Origin of the sequence: Halomonas sp. McD50-4 (assembly GCF_022348135.1) — a bacterium.
Lineage (GTDB): Bacteria > Pseudomonadota > Gammaproteobacteria > Pseudomonadales > Halomonadaceae > Vreelandella > Vreelandella piezotolerans.
Map to the genome: position 1 here is coordinate 134,325 of NZ_JAKRFG010000006.1, position 16,500 is coordinate 150,824.

The following is a 16,500-nucleotide window of genomic DNA, read 5'->3' on the forward strand; positions in this document are numbered from 1 at the left end:
CAAGCCCTGCGTAAGGAGTTTTACCATGTCGATGATGGGGCAAAGTATCAGCATTGGTGAGTTAGCACGACGAGCCGATTGCAAACCTGAAACGGTTCGCTATTACGAGCGTATTGGGCTGTTGCGCGATGCGACACGAACCGGCGGAGGACAGCGCCGCTATGGAGACGACGCTGTGCGGCGCTTGACCTTTATTCGTCATGCCCGTGACTTTGGCTTTTCGGTGGAGTCAGTGCGAGAGCTTTTGGCCATGTCAGATCAACCTGATATGCCTTGCCAAGAAGTCGATGCCATCGCCACGCATCACCTAAAGAAAGTGGAGTCCCGCCTTCAACGACTGTCCATACTGCGTGAGGAGCTTCAACGGATGGTCACACAGTGTGCCGGTGGTAAAGTGGAAAGCTGCCGAATCATTGAGGTCATCAGTGATCATCAGCTCTGTATCACTGAAAAATCGCACGGAGGGGCTCACGACTTGGGTTAGCACTAACGCTACGCCCCACGCCCAATGGTTAGCCCAGCGAAACATCCAAAAACAGCATGAGTACCAATCCGATGGAGAGGCCCAGCGTGGCCTTTTTTTGGTGCCCGCTCCGATGAGTTTCGGGAATAATCTCATGACTGATCACATACAACATCGCCCCCGCTGCAAAGGCCAACCCCCAGGGCAGTAGCGCTTGTGACATGCTGATGACTCCAGCGCCTAATAAGCCACCCAACGGCTCAACAAGCCCCGTAAGGGCGGCAATCGTCCATGACCGCCAACGTGAATAGCCCACGCTTAGCAGTGATACTGCTACGGCCAGTCCTTCTGGGGCATTCTGAAGTCCAATGCCAATCGCTAGCGGCATGCCTCCTTCGCTTCCCCCTGCGCCAAAGGCCACGCCAACGGCCAGCCCTTCTGGCAGGTTGTGTATCGTAATGGCAATAATAAACAACCAGATACGACGTAGTGAGGCAGCCTCTGGCCCTTCTCGCCCCTGTTCGAAGTGCTCATGAGGTAAGAGTTCGTTCAGTAGTGCGACCATTCCAATCCCTAGCAAGATGGCCGCACAGGCAATGGCAGCAGGTACCACGCTACCTCCGTAACGCAGCTCCGAGGCTTCTAAGGAGGGTATGATCAGTGAGAAGAAAGAGGCCGCTAGCATGACGCCAGCGGCGAACCCCAACGCTAAATCGCGAACACCACGATTCGGTGTTTTGGTAAACAAGACGGGAAGCGCCCCGACAGCCGTCATCAAGCCCGCGGCAAGGCTTCCCAATACCCCCATGGTGACGAGAGAAACCTCTTCCATACCGATTACCTGTCTTGTGGTAGATGAGTGATCACAGCGCTAGGGTTCCATAACGAGGCAAGCACACGTTCACGTTACTAACAATCCATGCAACGTTGCTAAGCACGGGTGGTTACGGCTCGTTAAACGAGATCAAGTCATAAATGGACGCCGTGCCGATAGCTTGTTCCAAGCGATCTCTTGCCTCGTAAAGTGACGCTTGATATTCACCTTGAGTCGGCTGCTCACCCAACATGATGCGTTGACCTTGACCAAGGGGATCAACAGGCTGGTCATTGACTCTCACTTCGTAATGCAGGTTGGGACCCGTGGCGACCCCGGACGAACCTACCTCTCCGAGCGACTCTCCCGCATTAACTAAATCCCCAACCACTAGCTGTGGAGAGAATCGGCTAAGGTGTGTGTAGCGACTAATGGCCCCTGTGTCGTGTTCCACCTCGATCACCTGCCCGTATCCCCCTTGGCGCCCCATAAAGGATACGCGCCCAGGTGCGGTAGCAATGACTGGCGTTCCCGTTGGTGCAGCCAAATCAATTCCATTATGAGGGCGCACCCCTCCATACACAGGATGTCGCCGATTCCCAAAGCGAGACGTTAAGCGAGCACTAAGCACAGGCAAACGCAACGTGCTTAGCAGGGTATTGCTTTTGAAAAGAGCAACGTCCCCCTTTGGAGTGACCGGCCATATAACCTCTAAGGGCTCTGCCTGATCAGGCAGAGCGGCATAACTGAGGCGTGGTGGCCCAACACGGGTGCCGTCCTGGCGTCGATCTTCCTCCCACACTAATTGAATACGTTCCTTGCCTGAAAACTCCAGCGGTGCTGCGATAAACTCGCTGAGCAGTGTTTCCAGTTTACTGGCGAAACGCGTAGGGACACCTTCTGCTGCTAAAGCCTCGTAGAGGGTGGTATCAATGATGACATCACGCCCAAAGGTTAGGGTATCAACGCTATCAAGCGGTAATGTGCCTTCTTGCTCGCTAGCCGCCTGTAACTTGACAGGGCTAAGTTCAGACGGAGGCAATGACAGATGCGTTTGCCAATTGGCTTCGGCTAGCAAGGGGTAAAAGCCCACCAAGCCTAGTAACCACCAGCGCTGCATCACTGGCCATCCTCTTCCCCAGAGATCTCCGCTACTTCACTCTCGACGGCATCAATCAGCTCTTGCATACCAAAGGGGTCTAAAGGCTCGCCATTGACAAAAAAGGTAGGTGTTTGGCGAATCTGATTGGCTCTGACATCCGCCATGTCTTGGTCAATCACCGCCTGCACTTCAGCAGAAGTCAGTTGCTCTTCGGCAGCCGCTAGATCAAGGCCCCCTTGGCTCGCGATATCAAGGATAGCGGATTCATCAAAACTGCCATGCGAGGCCCATTGATCCTGGCGAGCCAGCAGTCTCTCCAGTACCGGTTCAAAGACGCCCTGACGACGAGCGACTTCTAATACTCGAATGGCCTTATCAGATACGTCGCCGTGGAAAGGAGTGTAGCGCACGATGAGCCGCACTTTTTCTGGGTAAGTTTCCAAAATACTTTTTGTCAGGGGGTAGAAAGCACGGCAGGCTTCGCAAGCCGGATCGAAGAATTCCACAATCGTCACCGGCGCGTCTTCTCGACCCAAAATGGGGGAGTGTGAACGTACCAGTGAGTCCTCGGCCTGGACACCATTCTCTTTTGCTGCCTGAGCCTGCATGTCCAGGAGGGCAGGTTTTGATACGGCGACGATCGCAGCGGTCAGCAATAATGTACCGGCCAATATAAAAGACGCTTTTTTGAACATGTTTCACTCTCTGTCTCAATGATGGGGTGGAAAAGTCGGGTTGAAAAACAAGCCAATCGCTATGGGAGTAAGCCCCCACTACCAACCTGAGCCGGGAGCCGGCCTCGGTCTGTCACTCATGCCCATATAGATTGGCATTTTGATGCGCGTGGTCACTATGCTCAAACTCTAGGCTGGAATGAGCAATATTGAAGCGCATTTTAAGCTGCTCCTTGATCTCTGCTTTGACGGATTCAAGCTGCTGCCAGCCGGTTTCTGTCAGAACCACGTGGCAGTCAAGGGCTGCCATGTTTTCCTGCATCTGCCATAGATGCACATGGTGAATATCATGGACTCCCTCGATATCTCGTACGGTCTCAACGACTACCTGCCCGTCAATATCCGGGGGAGATCCCAGCATAAGCGTACGGATAGGGCCACCAATTTCAGAGAAGGCAAGGTAAAGAATATATAGCGCAATCCCTATCGTGATCGCGGGGTCTACCCAGCGCATGTCGTACAGTAAAATAAGCGAACCACCGATAATCACAGCGATGGAAGCAAACGCATCCGATAAGTTATGCAGAAAAAGGGCGCGGATATTGACACTCCCTTTTTGCATTGACCACGTGAGCATGGCGGTTAGGGCATCGACGACAAGCGCGACGCCACCAATAATCACGATCGTCCATCCCTCTATCTCAGGAGGATCGATCATCCGCATAGCGCCTTCGTAAATCAGGTAGACGCCGACAATAATGAGGGTTGTGTAGTTGATGAGTGCTGCCACTATCTCGATCCGGCCATAGCCAAAAGTCATGTGCGCATCGGCGGGCCGCCTGGCGATTTTACGAGCGGCAAAGGCAATGACTAACGCAGCCATGTCAGAAAAGTTATGTAACGCATCAGCGATCAGCGATAGGCTTCCCGCCATAATACCACCGACGATTTGAGCGATGGTTAAGAGCCCATTGGCCCAAATGGAAATACTGACGCGCCGGTCGCCAGAGGCAGGATCAATGTGGGGATGATCATGATGATGTCCCATCTGTTAGCTCCTCTCGAATTATCTGTTCTTGGTACTATAAAACCTCTAGCAACTAAAGCTTCAACCCTTGAGCATTGTCTATTTGTATCGCTGGATTGGGAAGCACGTCCCTTGCTCCCAAGCAAGTCATGGCGTGCTGGGCCGAAGTGATCATGTTTTAGGTACGGAGCTCAATCCACTTCTACCGGTAACGTCCAATCCACCATGAGTAGATTCATTTATTTTGTCGAGGCGCACCTTGTCTGGTTTGTAATCGTCGTCGCGGGGGGAGGCTTACTCTTTCCGGCCACCGGAATAATGCTTAAGTTCGCGATTGGGCCATTACTGGCATTACTGATGTTGATTATCAGCCTCACATTCGATGCGCATGCAGTGCGCATCGTGTTCCGAAAGCCGTCACGGCAGTTGTTGGCATTGGGGCTGGTCTATGGGCCTATGTCGATTGCCGGGTGGCTAACGGGCCGTCTATTTTTTGGAAGCGGCCCGCTGGCTGCTGGCCAAACCTTGCTCGGCACGCTGCCGACAGATGTGTCCTCTCCTCTTTTGGTACTGATGGCAAAAGGCAATGTGGCGCTTGCCGCTGTTTTCAACGCAGTCAACACCGCGTTATGTCCGTTTATTGTTCCCTTCCTGTTTTTATGGCTCACCGGCCTTCAGTTAGACGTGCCGCTTGGATCAATTATTCTTGAATTAACACTAATCGTGCTTCTTCCTACCGTGATTGGGGTCAGCTTGCGTACAAAGTTCTCGGCTTTCTTTGCACGGCATGATTCAGCGTATGCAGGGATAGGGTCGATTCTGTATCTGCTGATCCTACTCGCCGTGGTCGGGCCGAATGCCACCACGATCATTGGCTATGGCTGGTATGCGTTTGTGATTGCGGGCGCGGCCCTGTGCCTCAATTTGATTGGGTACCTGGTAGGTATGTCCTCACGGTTACTCACCTCTGATCGCAAAGAGGTGATTACCTATCTTTTCACGGTCAGTAAAAAGGAATTCAGCATCGCTGCAGCGTTTGTCGCTGTTTCCGGCTTGCCATCAGAGATCGCGATTCCAGCCGCTTTTTTTGCCGTGATTCAAATGATCACTTCGCCCATCGCAGCGAAGATCCTCGCCCGCCACTGAAGGGATGGCCGTATCGGCTCTTCGTCAGAAGAGCAACCTGCACACGGGGTGTACAGGTTGCTCTTAGCGACAAAACAGACACCGCTACTCATAAAGGTGGCAAATAGTACCTATGCTAAGTCACTGCGACCAATACTGACCTTGCTAAAAGCATTTAACACAGAGGCTTCGCAGGGTATCTGTTCCTTTTTGGATTTAGGGTGCTTGAACGTATCGGCGAATCCTGGGCAGTGACCAACTAGTTTTTGGACAACACCTTCTACGTGCCGCACGTTAGACAGCACTTGGCGTAACCACTGCTCGAAGCTGCCTTGGTGGCTCAGCGTGAAGACTAAACCTTTATAGGAAGGAGGCTTGGATGCCTCCTCGCTACCGCCAGCTCTGGGTTTTGGAGGGCGTCGTTGGATCTCCATGAGATAGAGCGTTTGATCTAACACATGCACCCGAACGACGAGCACCCCGCGAGGTACCTTGGTCTGAGTATCAATGTAAACCCAATTAGCGACTGACGTTTCCACCTCCTCGTCTATTTCGAAAGGTTCGAGGCTGATCAACCGAGGGTCGGGGGAAGTGCTAAAGCCGTCTTCAAAGGTAAACCAGCTAACGCCACGAATCGTTTCGGGATAGGCCGATTGCAAATAGAGAAGCGCATTCCACATATCACGTAGAAAGCCCTGTGATTCCAGTGTAATAGGAGCATGAATAGAGGCCTGTCCGACCCCTTTTCCTGATCCATGCGGCTCCCCAGTGGAGAAAATAGTTTCGTCACCCGGAACGGGGACGCCTCGTGTATCGGGCACATTATTTCGAGTATATCGTTTATCCAAGACGGCGCGAGGCTTACCTAAAATAACGAATTCGTCCTCAGGAAGGTCTAGCCAAGAAGAGCCATGGTCGGGCTCTTCATCATCCGTCAGGTCAATGACATCGGGGATGTCTTGAAGCTGATGATAGGGAAATTGAGTGGGAGCATCATCGCCATCGGTGGCTGGTACTGTCGTTGACTTCTCTCTTTCGCGGTGGATCGTGGCACCATCGGGCTGCGTACAGCCTAATATCTGCAAGCCTAGGAATGTGTTGCCACCATCAATTGGAACGCCAGAAACAGAGATTTCCCCGCTGCCTTGAAACCATGGGGTGGCTTTTAAAAGCATCTCATCTGGCGTGGAGCTGGTTTCAAATTGTGAATATATATATTTTGCAGCGCGCTTGGCATACGGATCGTACAACATATGCGCGAGCAAAATGGCATCGTGTTTATGAACATGATAGGTAAATTTGACAGGCCACGTACCTGGGGATGCAGGCGCATCAAGCGGTCGATAAAGACGTTTTTTGACTTCTTCCCAAGGGTAAGTGGCGAGCACTCGCTTGATTTCAGAAGATCGGCCGTAAACGCGAATAAAAAATTCTGTGCAAGGGATGAGCAAGTGTTTGCCATCTGGAAGGTCAAATTCAATCAGGTATGTTTTGTGCTGATTTTTCTGGGGTAAGTAGTTCGAGTCATGAAAAGCGGTATAGAGGCTTCGTCCTGATTGTCGTAAATCATCTAAGGTGACAATTCGCCAGCCGCCTGGAGAAAAAGAAACGGAGAATTTTCTTTCCTCGTAGGCAATACGCGAGCTACTCACGCCCTTTTCCCATACTGACCCTATTCTCAATAGCCCAAGATGCGTTAAGACAGTCTCACGTCTCATCACGCCTCCTAAGTTATTTTCATGGTCGATGGTTCTTAAGAAGATATGGATTTTAGGGACGCTTCGTAAGCGATTGTTCTTAAATATAGGCCCGTACCACCAAACGACCAAGCGCTCTGCCTCGTTTTTTAGGGTGCCATCATGGAAGCTAAAGGTTCTGGATTGTTTAAGAGAAACGGTCACAAAGGCGCACTCTATGTAAACTCAACATAGAGATTGTCGCAGCAATTATTGTTTAGTCGCAACAATTGTTGGAAATGACAGCCACCGCCGACCAGCGCGGCGGCGCTCGCGCTGTGGTGGGGTTGGCGAAAGGGCCGTTGGCCCCAGTCGGCTTCCAGCGGCAAGCCGCATACCGAGCGCACGGCTGCCACTTGAAGCGCATCATCTTCTGACAGCGGCGGCAGAATGCCGGGCAAGCGGCTGGCGAGCATAGTTTTGCCGGTGCCGGGTGGGCCTGCCAGCAATAAGTTGTGGCCCCCTGCCGCGGCTACTTCCAGCGCCCGGCGCGCCTGATGCTGGCCGCGCACGTCGGCTAAGTCCGCCACCGGGGCGGTGGATTTGACGGAGGCGGAGAGCTGATGGGGCGGGAGCTTTTCCTGGCCCAACAGGTGGGCGACGACTTGCCAGAGAGAGTCGGCGGGCAGCACCGGTAAGTCGCCTGCCAGGGCGGCCTCATCGGCGCAGGCGCGGGGGACGATCAACGCTTTATTGGCGCGGCGGGTCGCCAGGGCAAACGGCAGCACGCCGGGCACTGCACGCAGCTTGCCATCCAGGGCCAGTTCGCCCGCGCACTCCATGCCTTCTAACGCATCTACCGGGATTTGGCCAGAGGCGGCGAGGATGCCCAGCGCAATCGGCAAATCAAAACGGCCCCCCTCTTTGGGTAGATCCGCCGGGGCGAGGTTGAGGGTAATGCGCTTGGTATTGGGGAAGTCAAAGCCCGCGTTGATCAAGGCGCTGCGCACGCGTTCGCGGCTCTCTTTCACGGCGGTTTCCGGCAAGCCCACCAGGGTTAATCCCGGCAAACCGTTAGCCAAATGAACCTCTACATGTACCGCCGGTGCTTCCAACCCCACGCCTGCCCGCGTGGCCACAATCGCTAGTGTCATGGCGCTCCCTCGCAACGTCTCTCAATCGGCTCACTCAGTTTAATGAGCCTGCTTGTTGGCTAAGCCTACTTTATTTCAAGCGTTGAGCGCTACTGAGGCAGTAAGGGCCGGTTGGGACTACCCAGCAAAATGGGCGTTCAGCGCAGTGGTCAGTTCGCGGGCAAAGCGCTGGGCGGAGGGGAGAGCGCCAAAGCTCCACACCGGGGGCAGGCGCAGCAGGTTGCCGTTTTGAATACTCGGCAGGTGCTGCCAGAGGCCGCTCCCTTCCAGCTGCTCTTCCACGCCTGCGGGGAGTGGGTCGACGACCACCAGCGTGGCATCGGGGTAGCGTGCCAGCGCTTCGATACCGGCCAGTGAAAATCCCCAGGCGTTGGTGGGCTGATCCCAGGCGTTGGGCAATTCGAGCTGTTCTAGCACGGCGTTGTAGAGGCTGTTCTCGCCAAACACGCGCACATGGCGGGCATCCATGAACTGCACCATCAGCAGTGGGGGCGAGTCGCTGCGCTGGCGACGCAGGTCGGCCATCAGCTGCTGGGTGTTCTCGATCAGCGCATCGGCCTCGGCGTTGCGGTCGGTCAGCTCGCCCAGTTGGCGAGTGAGGCTCTGCATCTCTTGCCACGTATCCGCACCCGGTGAGTAGAGGGCGAAGGTGCCCACTGGGGCGATTTTCTCCAGCCGGGGAATGAGCCCGGTAAACATGGGCGAGAGCAGCGTTTGCTCGGGGGGCGATTGGGCCAGCAGCTCGAAGTTGGGCTGGGTGCGCAGGCCAATATCCATCACGCCCTCGGGAATGCGCGGCTCGCCCACCCAGTCGTGGTAGGCCGGTTGCTGCGCAATGCCGCTCACGGGGGCATCAATGGCTAGCAGCGTTTCAGCAATGGTCCAGTCGATGGTGGCCCACTGGGCGTGGCTGGCGGTAGACAGCAGCAGGCTTGCCGCGAGAAGGCCGTGGCGAGCCAGGATAAGCAGTCGGGGAAAACGGCGCATGGCATTAGTACCTAGCAATAAGCGCCTTATTTAAACGAGTCTATTTATCAATTGCAAATAGAAACACCCAGGCAAGCGCAGGTTGCGTAGGCCTGGGTGTGGGCTTGGTGGGCGCTGCTCAGAAGCGGTAGTGAACGCTGGCAGTGATACCGCGTTCGGCACCGAAGTAGCAGTACTCCAGTGAGTTACACGATGCCACGTACGCTTTGTCCAACGCATTGTGCACATTCAGGCGGGTTTCGACGCCGTTCAAGCCTACTTGGCGCCAGTCGTAGCCCAGCGTGGCGTCAACCAATGTGTAATCCGGCACCGTGGCGGTGTTGGCGCGGTCGGCGGCAATGTCTGCGTAGTGGCGCACGCCTATGCCAACATCCACACCGCTCAGCCAGCCTTCCTGCACGGCATAGTGACCCCACAGCTGCACTTGGTGGCGGGGTGAGTAAATGGCGTGATTGCCCTGGTTGCCGTCGTCGCTCTTGGCGTAAGTAATGTCGGTAAAGCTGTAGCCCGCCTGAAGCGAGAGCGCCTCGGTGAGCTGCGTTTGGGCCTCCAGTTCGATACCTTGCGACTCGATCTCGCCTACAGCGCGGTAGGGGTCGGTGGGCTGCTCTTTGGTCGCCACGTTCTCCTGGCTGATGTGGAACAGCGCTGCGCTGTACTGCTGCTGTTCGTTGGGCTGGTATTTCACGCCGGTTTCCCACTGCGCGCCTTCCATGGGAGAAAGCAGGTCGCCGTTGGCATCCACAAAGCTGGTGGGGGTAAAGGCCGTCGAGTAGCTGGCATAGGGTGCGATGCCGTTATCGAACAGGTACACCACCCCGGCGCGGCCGCTAAACTGGGTGTCGCTGAGCGCGCTGGTCGCGCCGCTGTCGCGGTTGGTGTTGTCGATATTGACCCAGTCAAAACGCCCGCCCAGCGTCACGCGCCACTGGTCAATGGCGATCTGATCCTGCAGATAGACCCCGGTTTGCTCCAGCTCGTGGTTCTCCCGAACGGGCGCGTAGAACACCAGCGGCTCGCTACCGTAGACTGGGTTGAAGGCATCCAGCGAGGGGAACGCGCCGGAAGGCCAAGCAACCTCGTTCTCGCGCTGCTGGTAATCCGCGCCGAGCAGCAGGGTGTGCTCCATGAAGCCGTTGGTCAGTCGGGCTTCTAACTGATTATCCACCGTCAGGGCCTGAAGCGACTCCTCGCTGCCGGAGTAGTAGCGGGCCAGTTCGTTGGAGGTCGGCGATGCCCAGCCAAAGCCGTACACCTGATTCAGCGTCACGTCTGAATTGAGATAGCGCAGCAGTTGGCGGGCGGACACGCGGTCGTTAAAGCGATGTTCGAGGGTATAGCCAAGCATGCGCTGGGTGCGCTGATAGGCGTCGTAGTCGGCTTCGCCATCGAAGAAGTTATTGCTTATTTGGCGGCCATTGCGAGCGATCACCGCGCCTTCATAGGGTACGCCGGAGTGGTAGCCGCCCTCTGGTTCGTCTTGCAGGTAGGCTTCTACGGTGAGGCTGGTAGCGTCGGTCATGTCCCAGGTCAGCCGTGGCGCAATGGCGTAGCGCTCCTCCTCGGCTGGGCCAAACTGGGTATCGGCGGCGCTGGCAATGCCGGTGAGCCGAAACGCGACGCGCTGCTCTGCCCCCAGCGGGCCCGTGAGATCGAACGCGGCACTGCGCTGGTTATTGTTGCCGACTCTGAAGCGCAGCTCGCCGCCCGGCTCGAACTCGGGGCGTTTACTGTTAAGAGCCACCACGCCGCCCGGTGAGGCACGGCCATACAGCACGGACGCCGGGCCGCGCACCACCTCGATGCTGTCTAGAAACCAGGGGTCGATGCGCATGCTGCTATGGGAGTTGGCGTCCCCCATCACCTTCAAACCATCTAAAAAGGTGTTGCTCAAGCTGCCATCGGAGAAGCCGCGCAGCACCAGGTAATCAAAACGGTTGGAAGCCCCTATTTGATTGCTGTACACGCCGGGCGTGTAGTCGGTAGCGCGTTGCACCGTGGTGACACCGCGCTGTGTCATCTGCGTGTCGGTGATGGTTGAGACGCTCTGCGGCGTTTCAATAAAAGGCGTGGCGACTTTGGTGGCTGCTTGTTGAGCCGTCACGGTAACCGTGGCCAAGGGCGTGCTGGTTTGTGCCGCCACGGGTGACATCAGCACCATCAGCAGCGTGCTAGTGAGTGGAGCCAATAAGAACGGACGATGGGGGGAGGCCATAAGTGATCCTGAGAGGAAGTGGAATCAGTTTTATTGAGCAATGAGAATTATTACTTTTTATGGCATCGTAAAGGTATGCGTTGTGCCAAGCCAGCTATGCGCGCTGTCATAAGTGATCGCATCAAGGGAACGATGGCTTATGGCTTGTCTCGTTGAAGCTCGTGAGGGGAAATACCGAAGTGGCGCTTAAAGGCGCTCGAAAAATTGCTGGCATGGCGGTAACCGCAGCGGTGGGCCGTGTGTTGAACGCTGTGGCCTTGGCGCAACGATGCGTGCGCCTGCTCCAGGCGCGCTTGGCGAATGTAGTCGAACAGTGTGCAGCCGTAGTAGGCACGAAATTTCTGCCGCAGGCTGCTGGCGCTCATGGCGGCCTCTTTGGCTAGAGCCGCGAGGCTATAGGGCTCGGCGGGATGCTGAGTGATGCGCGCGTGCAGCGCTGCTAGGCGGCGTCTGTCTCGGGTGGAGAGGCCGTGATGCTTGGGGAGTGCGGGCGTCGTTTCCGGTAGTCCCAGGCCAATCAGTTGTATCGCGAGACCTTGCCACACGAGGGGCTGGCGCCAGGTGGTGGGTGGTTGCTCACTTATGGTGCAAAGGTGCTGGTGTAAGGCACTCGGCAGCCGCCAACGGTGCAAGGCCGGTTGGCTGCCGGGAGCGGGAAGCCCTAACGGTGCGGTCGTACGCACCGCAATATTCACGGTACTCAGGCGCGGCTGAGCCGGTTGGTGCACCGTTAGCGGTTGGTGGGCATCAAAGTGAGCGCACACTCCCTCCCCGGCACCTAGCTGCAGGTGCTGCTGGCCTATTTGTAGTTGAATCGTGCCTTCCAAAATAATGCTAAAGAACCAGGGGACGCTTTGGTAAGACGTGGAGGTATAGCCGCGCTCTACTTGCAGATTAGACAGCGTTAGGTGCAGCCCTTGGGGTAAGCCAACATCGTGCACATGGCCCAGCGCGACCGGCTGGTGTTGTAAAGGGGTGCCGTCCACGCGGTAGTGAATGCCAAATCGTTGGCCAAGCTGGACCAGCGAGCGGTGGGTGATTTCGGGCGTGATGAGGCGTTCCTGCGGGGGCATCTGAGCCGTCGCTATCGTGAATGAGGCAGCCAATCAACGCACGATAGCACTATCGCGACGGGAGTCAATGATAGTGATTCTTGTTCGCTAATTTGGGGCAGCTCAGCCTGCCCCATTCTGAGCACAACGGCGGCTTACTCAGTATCGCCAGTGGACGGTTTATCGGACGTTGGTTTCGTCGTCCCGGAGGGGTGCACAGGGGCGGGCGGCACTTCGGCTTCTACGGGCGTGGACGCGGTGTTGCTAGAGGCTTCTACGGCCGCTTCCAGACTGGCCACTTGGCGCTCTAAGGCTTCAACCCGCGAGCGCGTGCGCTGCAGCACATCCATCAAAATATCGAAATCTTCCCGCGATACCAGCTCCAGGCGGTCAAAGGCGCCGCGTACCACCTGCTGGACACCTTTTTGAATATCTTCCGGGGCTTGCGACGCATTCTGCAGACGGTCGCCGATCTGCTGGGCTAAGCGGCTAATGCGATCTTGGGGCGCCATGGCTCTCTCCTTGAAAGGGCATGCATGAATATGAACTGCTTGTCAGTAAGGATACGCAACCCGACGCCGATTCGCATGCGCCGCGTGTGAATTAAGCGTGGTGAGCGGGAAGAATCAATGCATCGAAATGGAGCGGCTAGCTTTTATTAATGTTCATTAATGGTGCAAAGCCAGGGTGAGCCTCATTGGGTAGCACGTCTAAGCTACCGTGAATTGCTTATATAATTATTTTAAGTAATTGAAAGTTAATAATAAAAAAGCGGGTGGCACGGTATGCGCATTAGTAGGGCAAGCACTAAATTCGGGCGGCCATGCCGCTTTTCACCGAGTGGGACTGATCCAGCAGGGGAGATCCGGGATGAAACTCATCACCGCTATCATCAAGCCATTCAAGCTTGACGACGTTCGTGAAGCACTCGCCGACAACGGCGTTCAAGGGATTACGGTAACCGAAGTGAAAGGCTTTGGCCGCCAGAAAGGTCATACCGAACTCTACCGCGGCGCGGAATACGTGGTCGATTTTCTGCCAAAGGTGAAAGTGGAAGTCGCCGTGGACGATGCACGCCTGGAAAGCGTGCTGGACGCCATCTGTAACGCAGCGAATAGCGGCAAGATCGGCGACGGCAAAGTGTTCGTCACGCCGTTGGAAGATGTGATCCGTATTCGTACCGGTGAGCGCGGTGCAGATGCCGTGTAAGGGTAATGCTGGGCGGCTGATGATGTCGCCGCGCTGCCACGTACATCTTCCAAGTACCTCTTCTTAAGTACCAACGGGGAACACCTCATGAATGAGTTAGCTGATTTGAGCTATGCGCTCGATACGTTCTACTTCTTGATCTGCGGCGTGCTGGTCATGTGGATGGCCGCTGGCTTCGCGATGCTGGAAGCGGGCTTGGTTCGCTCCAAGAATACCGCCGAAATTCTGACCAAAAACATCGCGCTGTTTGCGATTGCTTGCACCATGTACCTGCTGGTGGGTTATTACATCATGTACTCCAGCAGCGCAGGCGGTTTCTTGCCGAACTTGGGCTTCTTGATCGGTACCGAGAACAGCGTCGATGCGGTGCTGGCCGGTGGCGACGATGCGCCTTACTACTCCATGCGTTCTGACTTCTTCTTCCAGGTGGTGTTCGTTGCCACCGCCATGTCGATTGTCTCGGGTGCGGTTGCTGAGCGTATGAAGCTGTGGGCCTTCCTGGCTTTCGCCGTGGTGATGACGGCGTTCATCTACCCGGTGTCGGGCTACTGGACCTGGGGCGGCGGCTGGCTGTCTGAAGTGGGCTACTCTGACTATGCCGGTTCTGGCATCGTCCACATGGCGGGTGCGGCCGCCGCGCTGGCAGGTGTACTCGTCCTGGGCCCGCGTAAAGGCAAGTACGGTAAAGACGGCTCTATCCACGCAATTCCCGGTGCCAACATGCCGCTGGCCACGTTGGGTACCTTCATCCTATGGATGGGCTGGTTCGGCTTCAACGGTGGTTCCGAGCTGAAAATGTCCGATATCGGCTCTGCCAACAACGTTGCGCAAGTATTCGTCAACACGAACGCTGCGGCAGCAGGCGGTGTGATTGCCGCTCTGGTGCTGGCTAAACTGTGGTTCCGTAAAGCAGATCTCACCATGGCGCTGAACGGTGCGCTGGCTGGCCTGGTCGCCATCACGGCGGATCCGCTCTCTCCCTCGGCGCTGGGTGCCGCCATCATCGGCGCAGTAGGTGGCCTGATCGTCGTCGCTGCGATCGTCACGCTGGACAAGCTGAAGCTGGACGATCCGGTGGGTGCGATTTCCGTTCACGGTGTGGTCGGTATCTGGGGCGTGCTGGCTGTGCCGCTCACCAATGGCGATGCCTCTTTCGGTGCACAGTTAATCGGTATCGTGGGCATCTTTGGCTGGGTCTTCATCGCAAGCCTTGTGGTATGGCTGGTGCTGAAAGCGGTCATGGGCATTCGCGTGAGCGAAGAAGAAGAGTATGAAGGCGTCGATATCGCTGAATGCGGTTTGGAAGCCTATCCCGAGTTTAGCGTCAAGAAATAAGCTTGCGCTAATCATGTGAGCTGGCGTGCTCCTTGTGGCCTCCCCGAGTGGGAGGCCTTTTTGTCGTTGATGGATACGCGGTACGTCGGTGGTTATGAGCTAGTGACGTTCGGGTTTTTTATTCTCCGCCCTTGGCGGTGTATGCTTAATCGACTGGGTAACGGGCTTGGCTACGTGAGCGCCCCGCTAACCTCGATGGTTATGACAATCGGTTAATAACGCTGTCTGCATGACAGCGGGCCACCAAGCTAGAGGATGTCGCAATGAAATTGATCTCAGCCATTATCAAGCCCTTCAAGCTTGATGACGTACGCGAATCGCTCTCGGATATCGGCGTGCAAGGCATTACGGTCACGGAAGTGAAAGGCTTTGGCCGCCAGAAGGGCCACACGGAGCTCTACCGTGGCGCAGAGTACGTGGTGGATTTCCTGCCCAAGGTGAAGCTGGAAGTCGCCGTCGACGACGTTATGGCCGAGCAGGTGATCGACGCGATTACCCAGGTCGCCAATACCGGCAAAATCGGGGACGGTAAAATCTTCGTGATGCCGCTCGAGCAGGTCATCCGTATCCGGACCGGCGAAACCGGTAAAGACGCTGTCTAACCACGGTGAATGGTAAGGCGTGAACAGTGAGTCGCGCTGAATCGACAAAGCCCCTGTGGATAATATCCACAGGGGCTTTGTGCATAAGGCGACGATGACACGGGCTACAATTTTCTATTCACCCTTCACCCTTCACCCTTCACCCTTCACCCTTCACCCTTCACCCTTCGAACGGGGCTCACTTCTCAACGAAGGCGCGTTCGATGACGTAGTCGCCCGGCTCGCCCATACGCGGGGAGATGTTCAGGCCCAGCTCATCGAGCAGGGCGCTGGTGTCGTCCAGCATCGCCGGGCTGCCGCAAATCATCGCGCGGTCTTGGCGCGGGTCGATGGGCGGTAGGCCGGTGTCTTCGAACAGCTTGCCGGTGCGAATATGGTCGGTCAGGCGACCCATGGTGTGAAACTCTTCGCGAGTCACCGTGGGGTAGTACACCAGCTTCTCGGCGATCTCCTCGCCCAGGTATTCGTGGGCGGGCAGCTCTTTGGTGATGAAGTCGGCGTAGGCCAGCTCGGAGACTTCGCGCACGCCGTGTACCAGCACGACTTTCTCGAAGCGCTCGTAGACTTCCGGGTCCTGAATCAGGCTCATGAACGGCGCCAAGCCGGTGCCGGTCGAGAGCATGTAGAGGTTACGACCTGGCAGCAGGTCGTCGCACACCAGCGTGCCGGTCGGCTTGCGGCTGACCATGATCTGGTCGCCTACCTGCAGGTGCTGCAGGCGCGAGGTGAGCGGGCCATCCGGCACCTTGATGCTGAAGAATTCCAGGTGATCTTCGTAGTTGGGGCTGGCGATGGAGTAAGCGCGCATCAGCGGTTTGCCGTCCACTTCCAAGCCGATCATGACGAACTGGCCGTTCTTGAAGCGCAGGCTGCGCTCGCGAGTGGTGCGGAAGCTGAACAGGGTATCGTTCCAGTGGTGAACGCTTAGCACTTCTTCCAGGGCAAACTTGCTCATGCTCACTCCTCCAGAGGCGGCGCAGCCTAAGCCTTGCTCGCCATATTCCAAAAAAGAATAAAAATTATCTCTATAGGTTGCTGCTAATTCTAAATAAAGGGTGGTATATC

15 protein-coding genes and 1 pseudogene are annotated in these 16,500 nt (G+C 56.2%); 5 read left to right on the top strand and 11 right to left on the bottom strand.

Annotated features, from left to right (window positions below; translation table 11 throughout):
• The first annotated feature begins 25 nt into the window (after positions 1-25).
• Positions 26-484: a helix-turn-helix domain-containing protein gene (locus tag MHM85_RS09510; RefSeq protein ID WP_082051477.1), complete on the top strand. Its 459-nt coding sequence runs from the start codon at positions 26-28 to the stop codon at positions 482-484.
• Between the two features lie 28 nt (positions 485-512).
• Here MHM85_RS09510 and MHM85_RS09515 read toward each other — a convergent pair whose 3' ends face one another.
• From MHM85_RS09515 to MHM85_RS09530, 4 genes are all read right to left on the bottom strand, one after another.
• Positions 513-1,295, bottom strand: coding sequence for a ZIP family metal transporter (locus MHM85_RS09515; protein ID WP_239285786.1), 783 nt, complete (start codon positions 1,293-1,295; stop codon positions 513-515).
• A 112-nt stretch (positions 1,296-1,407) separates the two neighbouring features.
• Positions 1,408-2,397: a M23 family metallopeptidase gene (locus MHM85_RS09520; RefSeq protein ID WP_239285788.1), complete on the bottom strand. Its 990-nt coding sequence runs from the start codon at positions 2,395-2,397 to the stop codon at positions 1,408-1,410.
• Positions 2,397-3,074, bottom strand: coding sequence for a thioredoxin domain-containing protein (locus MHM85_RS09525; RefSeq protein ID WP_127062887.1), 678 nt, complete (start codon positions 3,072-3,074; stop codon positions 2,397-2,399). Before MHM85_RS09525 ends, MHM85_RS09520 begins: the two co-directional genes overlap by 1 nt.
• A gap of 112 nt (positions 3,075-3,186) precedes the next feature.
• Positions 3,187-4,101 (bottom strand): cation diffusion facilitator family transporter, encoded by a 915-nt coding sequence (locus MHM85_RS09530; protein ID WP_239285789.1) that lies wholly within the window; start codon positions 4,099-4,101, stop codon positions 3,187-3,189.
• Between the two features lie 204 nt (positions 4,102-4,305).
• On the opposite strand from MHM85_RS09530, the gene MHM85_RS09535 reads away from it, so the two are divergent.
• Positions 4,306-5,226 carry a bile acid:sodium symporter family protein gene (locus MHM85_RS09535; RefSeq protein ID WP_239285791.1) on the top strand — a complete coding sequence of 307 codons (921 nt, stop codon included), beginning with the start codon at positions 4,306-4,308 and terminating at the stop codon, positions 5,224-5,226.
• 110 nt (positions 5,227-5,336) lie between these two features.
• Here MHM85_RS09535 and MHM85_RS09540 read toward each other — a convergent pair whose 3' ends face one another.
• The 6 genes and pseudogenes from MHM85_RS09540 to MHM85_RS09565 all read right to left on the bottom strand — a co-directional run bounded on the left by MHM85_RS09540 (position 5,337) and on the right by MHM85_RS09565 (position 12,801).
• Complete coding sequence (locus MHM85_RS09540; RefSeq protein WP_239285793.1) at positions 5,337-7,106, bottom strand: hypothetical protein; 1,770 nt, start codon at positions 7,104-7,106, stop codon at positions 5,337-5,339.
• An 80-nt stretch (positions 7,107-7,186) separates the two neighbouring features.
• Positions 7,187-8,035 (bottom strand): annotated as a pseudogene (locus MHM85_RS09545) (magnesium chelatase domain-containing protein); the annotation flags it as partial.
• A 117-nt stretch (positions 8,036-8,152) separates the two neighbouring features.
• The gene (locus MHM85_RS09550; protein WP_139526013.1) at positions 8,153-9,022 is read right to left on the bottom strand and encodes an ABC transporter substrate-binding protein; all 870 of its coding nucleotides are present in this window, start codon (positions 9,020-9,022) and stop codon (positions 8,153-8,155) included.
• A gap of 118 nt (positions 9,023-9,140) precedes the next feature.
• On the bottom strand, positions 9,141-11,237 hold the full coding sequence (locus MHM85_RS09555) for a TonB-dependent siderophore receptor (RefSeq protein WP_139526012.1): 2,097 nt from the start codon (positions 11,235-11,237) through the stop codon (positions 9,141-9,143).
• 137 nt (positions 11,238-11,374) lie between these two features.
• Positions 11,375-12,310 carry an AraC family transcriptional regulator gene (locus MHM85_RS09560; protein ID WP_139526011.1) on the bottom strand — a complete coding sequence of 312 codons (936 nt, stop codon included), beginning with the start codon at positions 12,308-12,310 and terminating at the stop codon, positions 11,375-11,377.
• Between the two features lie 134 nt (positions 12,311-12,444).
• Positions 12,445-12,801, bottom strand: a complete 357-nt coding sequence (locus tag MHM85_RS09565; protein ID WP_219862197.1) for an accessory factor UbiK family protein — start codon at positions 12,799-12,801, stop codon at positions 12,445-12,447.
• 358 nt (positions 12,802-13,159) lie between these two features.
• Between MHM85_RS09565 and MHM85_RS09570 the strand changes: the two genes are divergently transcribed.
• The 3 genes from MHM85_RS09570 to MHM85_RS09580 all read left to right on the top strand — a co-directional run bounded on the left by MHM85_RS09570 (position 13,160) and on the right by MHM85_RS09580 (position 15,435).
• Positions 13,160-13,498 carry a P-II family nitrogen regulator gene (locus MHM85_RS09570; protein ID WP_058579766.1) on the top strand — a complete coding sequence of 113 codons (339 nt, stop codon included), beginning with the start codon at positions 13,160-13,162 and terminating at the stop codon, positions 13,496-13,498.
• Between the two features lie 87 nt (positions 13,499-13,585).
• A complete protein-coding gene (locus tag MHM85_RS09575; RefSeq protein WP_139526009.1) occupies positions 13,586-14,833 on the top strand; it encodes an ammonium transporter in 1,248 nt (415 codons plus the stop codon).
• A 263-nt stretch (positions 14,834-15,096) separates the two neighbouring features.
• Positions 15,097-15,435, top strand: coding sequence for a P-II family nitrogen regulator (locus tag MHM85_RS09580; protein WP_139526008.1), 339 nt, complete (start codon positions 15,097-15,099; stop codon positions 15,433-15,435).
• A 178-nt stretch (positions 15,436-15,613) separates the two neighbouring features.
• Here MHM85_RS09580 and MHM85_RS09585 read toward each other — a convergent pair whose 3' ends face one another.
• The gene (locus MHM85_RS09585; RefSeq protein ID WP_139526007.1) at positions 15,614-16,390 is read right to left on the bottom strand and encodes a ferredoxin--NADP reductase; all 777 of its coding nucleotides are present in this window, start codon (positions 16,388-16,390) and stop codon (positions 15,614-15,616) included.
• Positions 16,391-16,500: the final 110 nt, after the last annotated feature.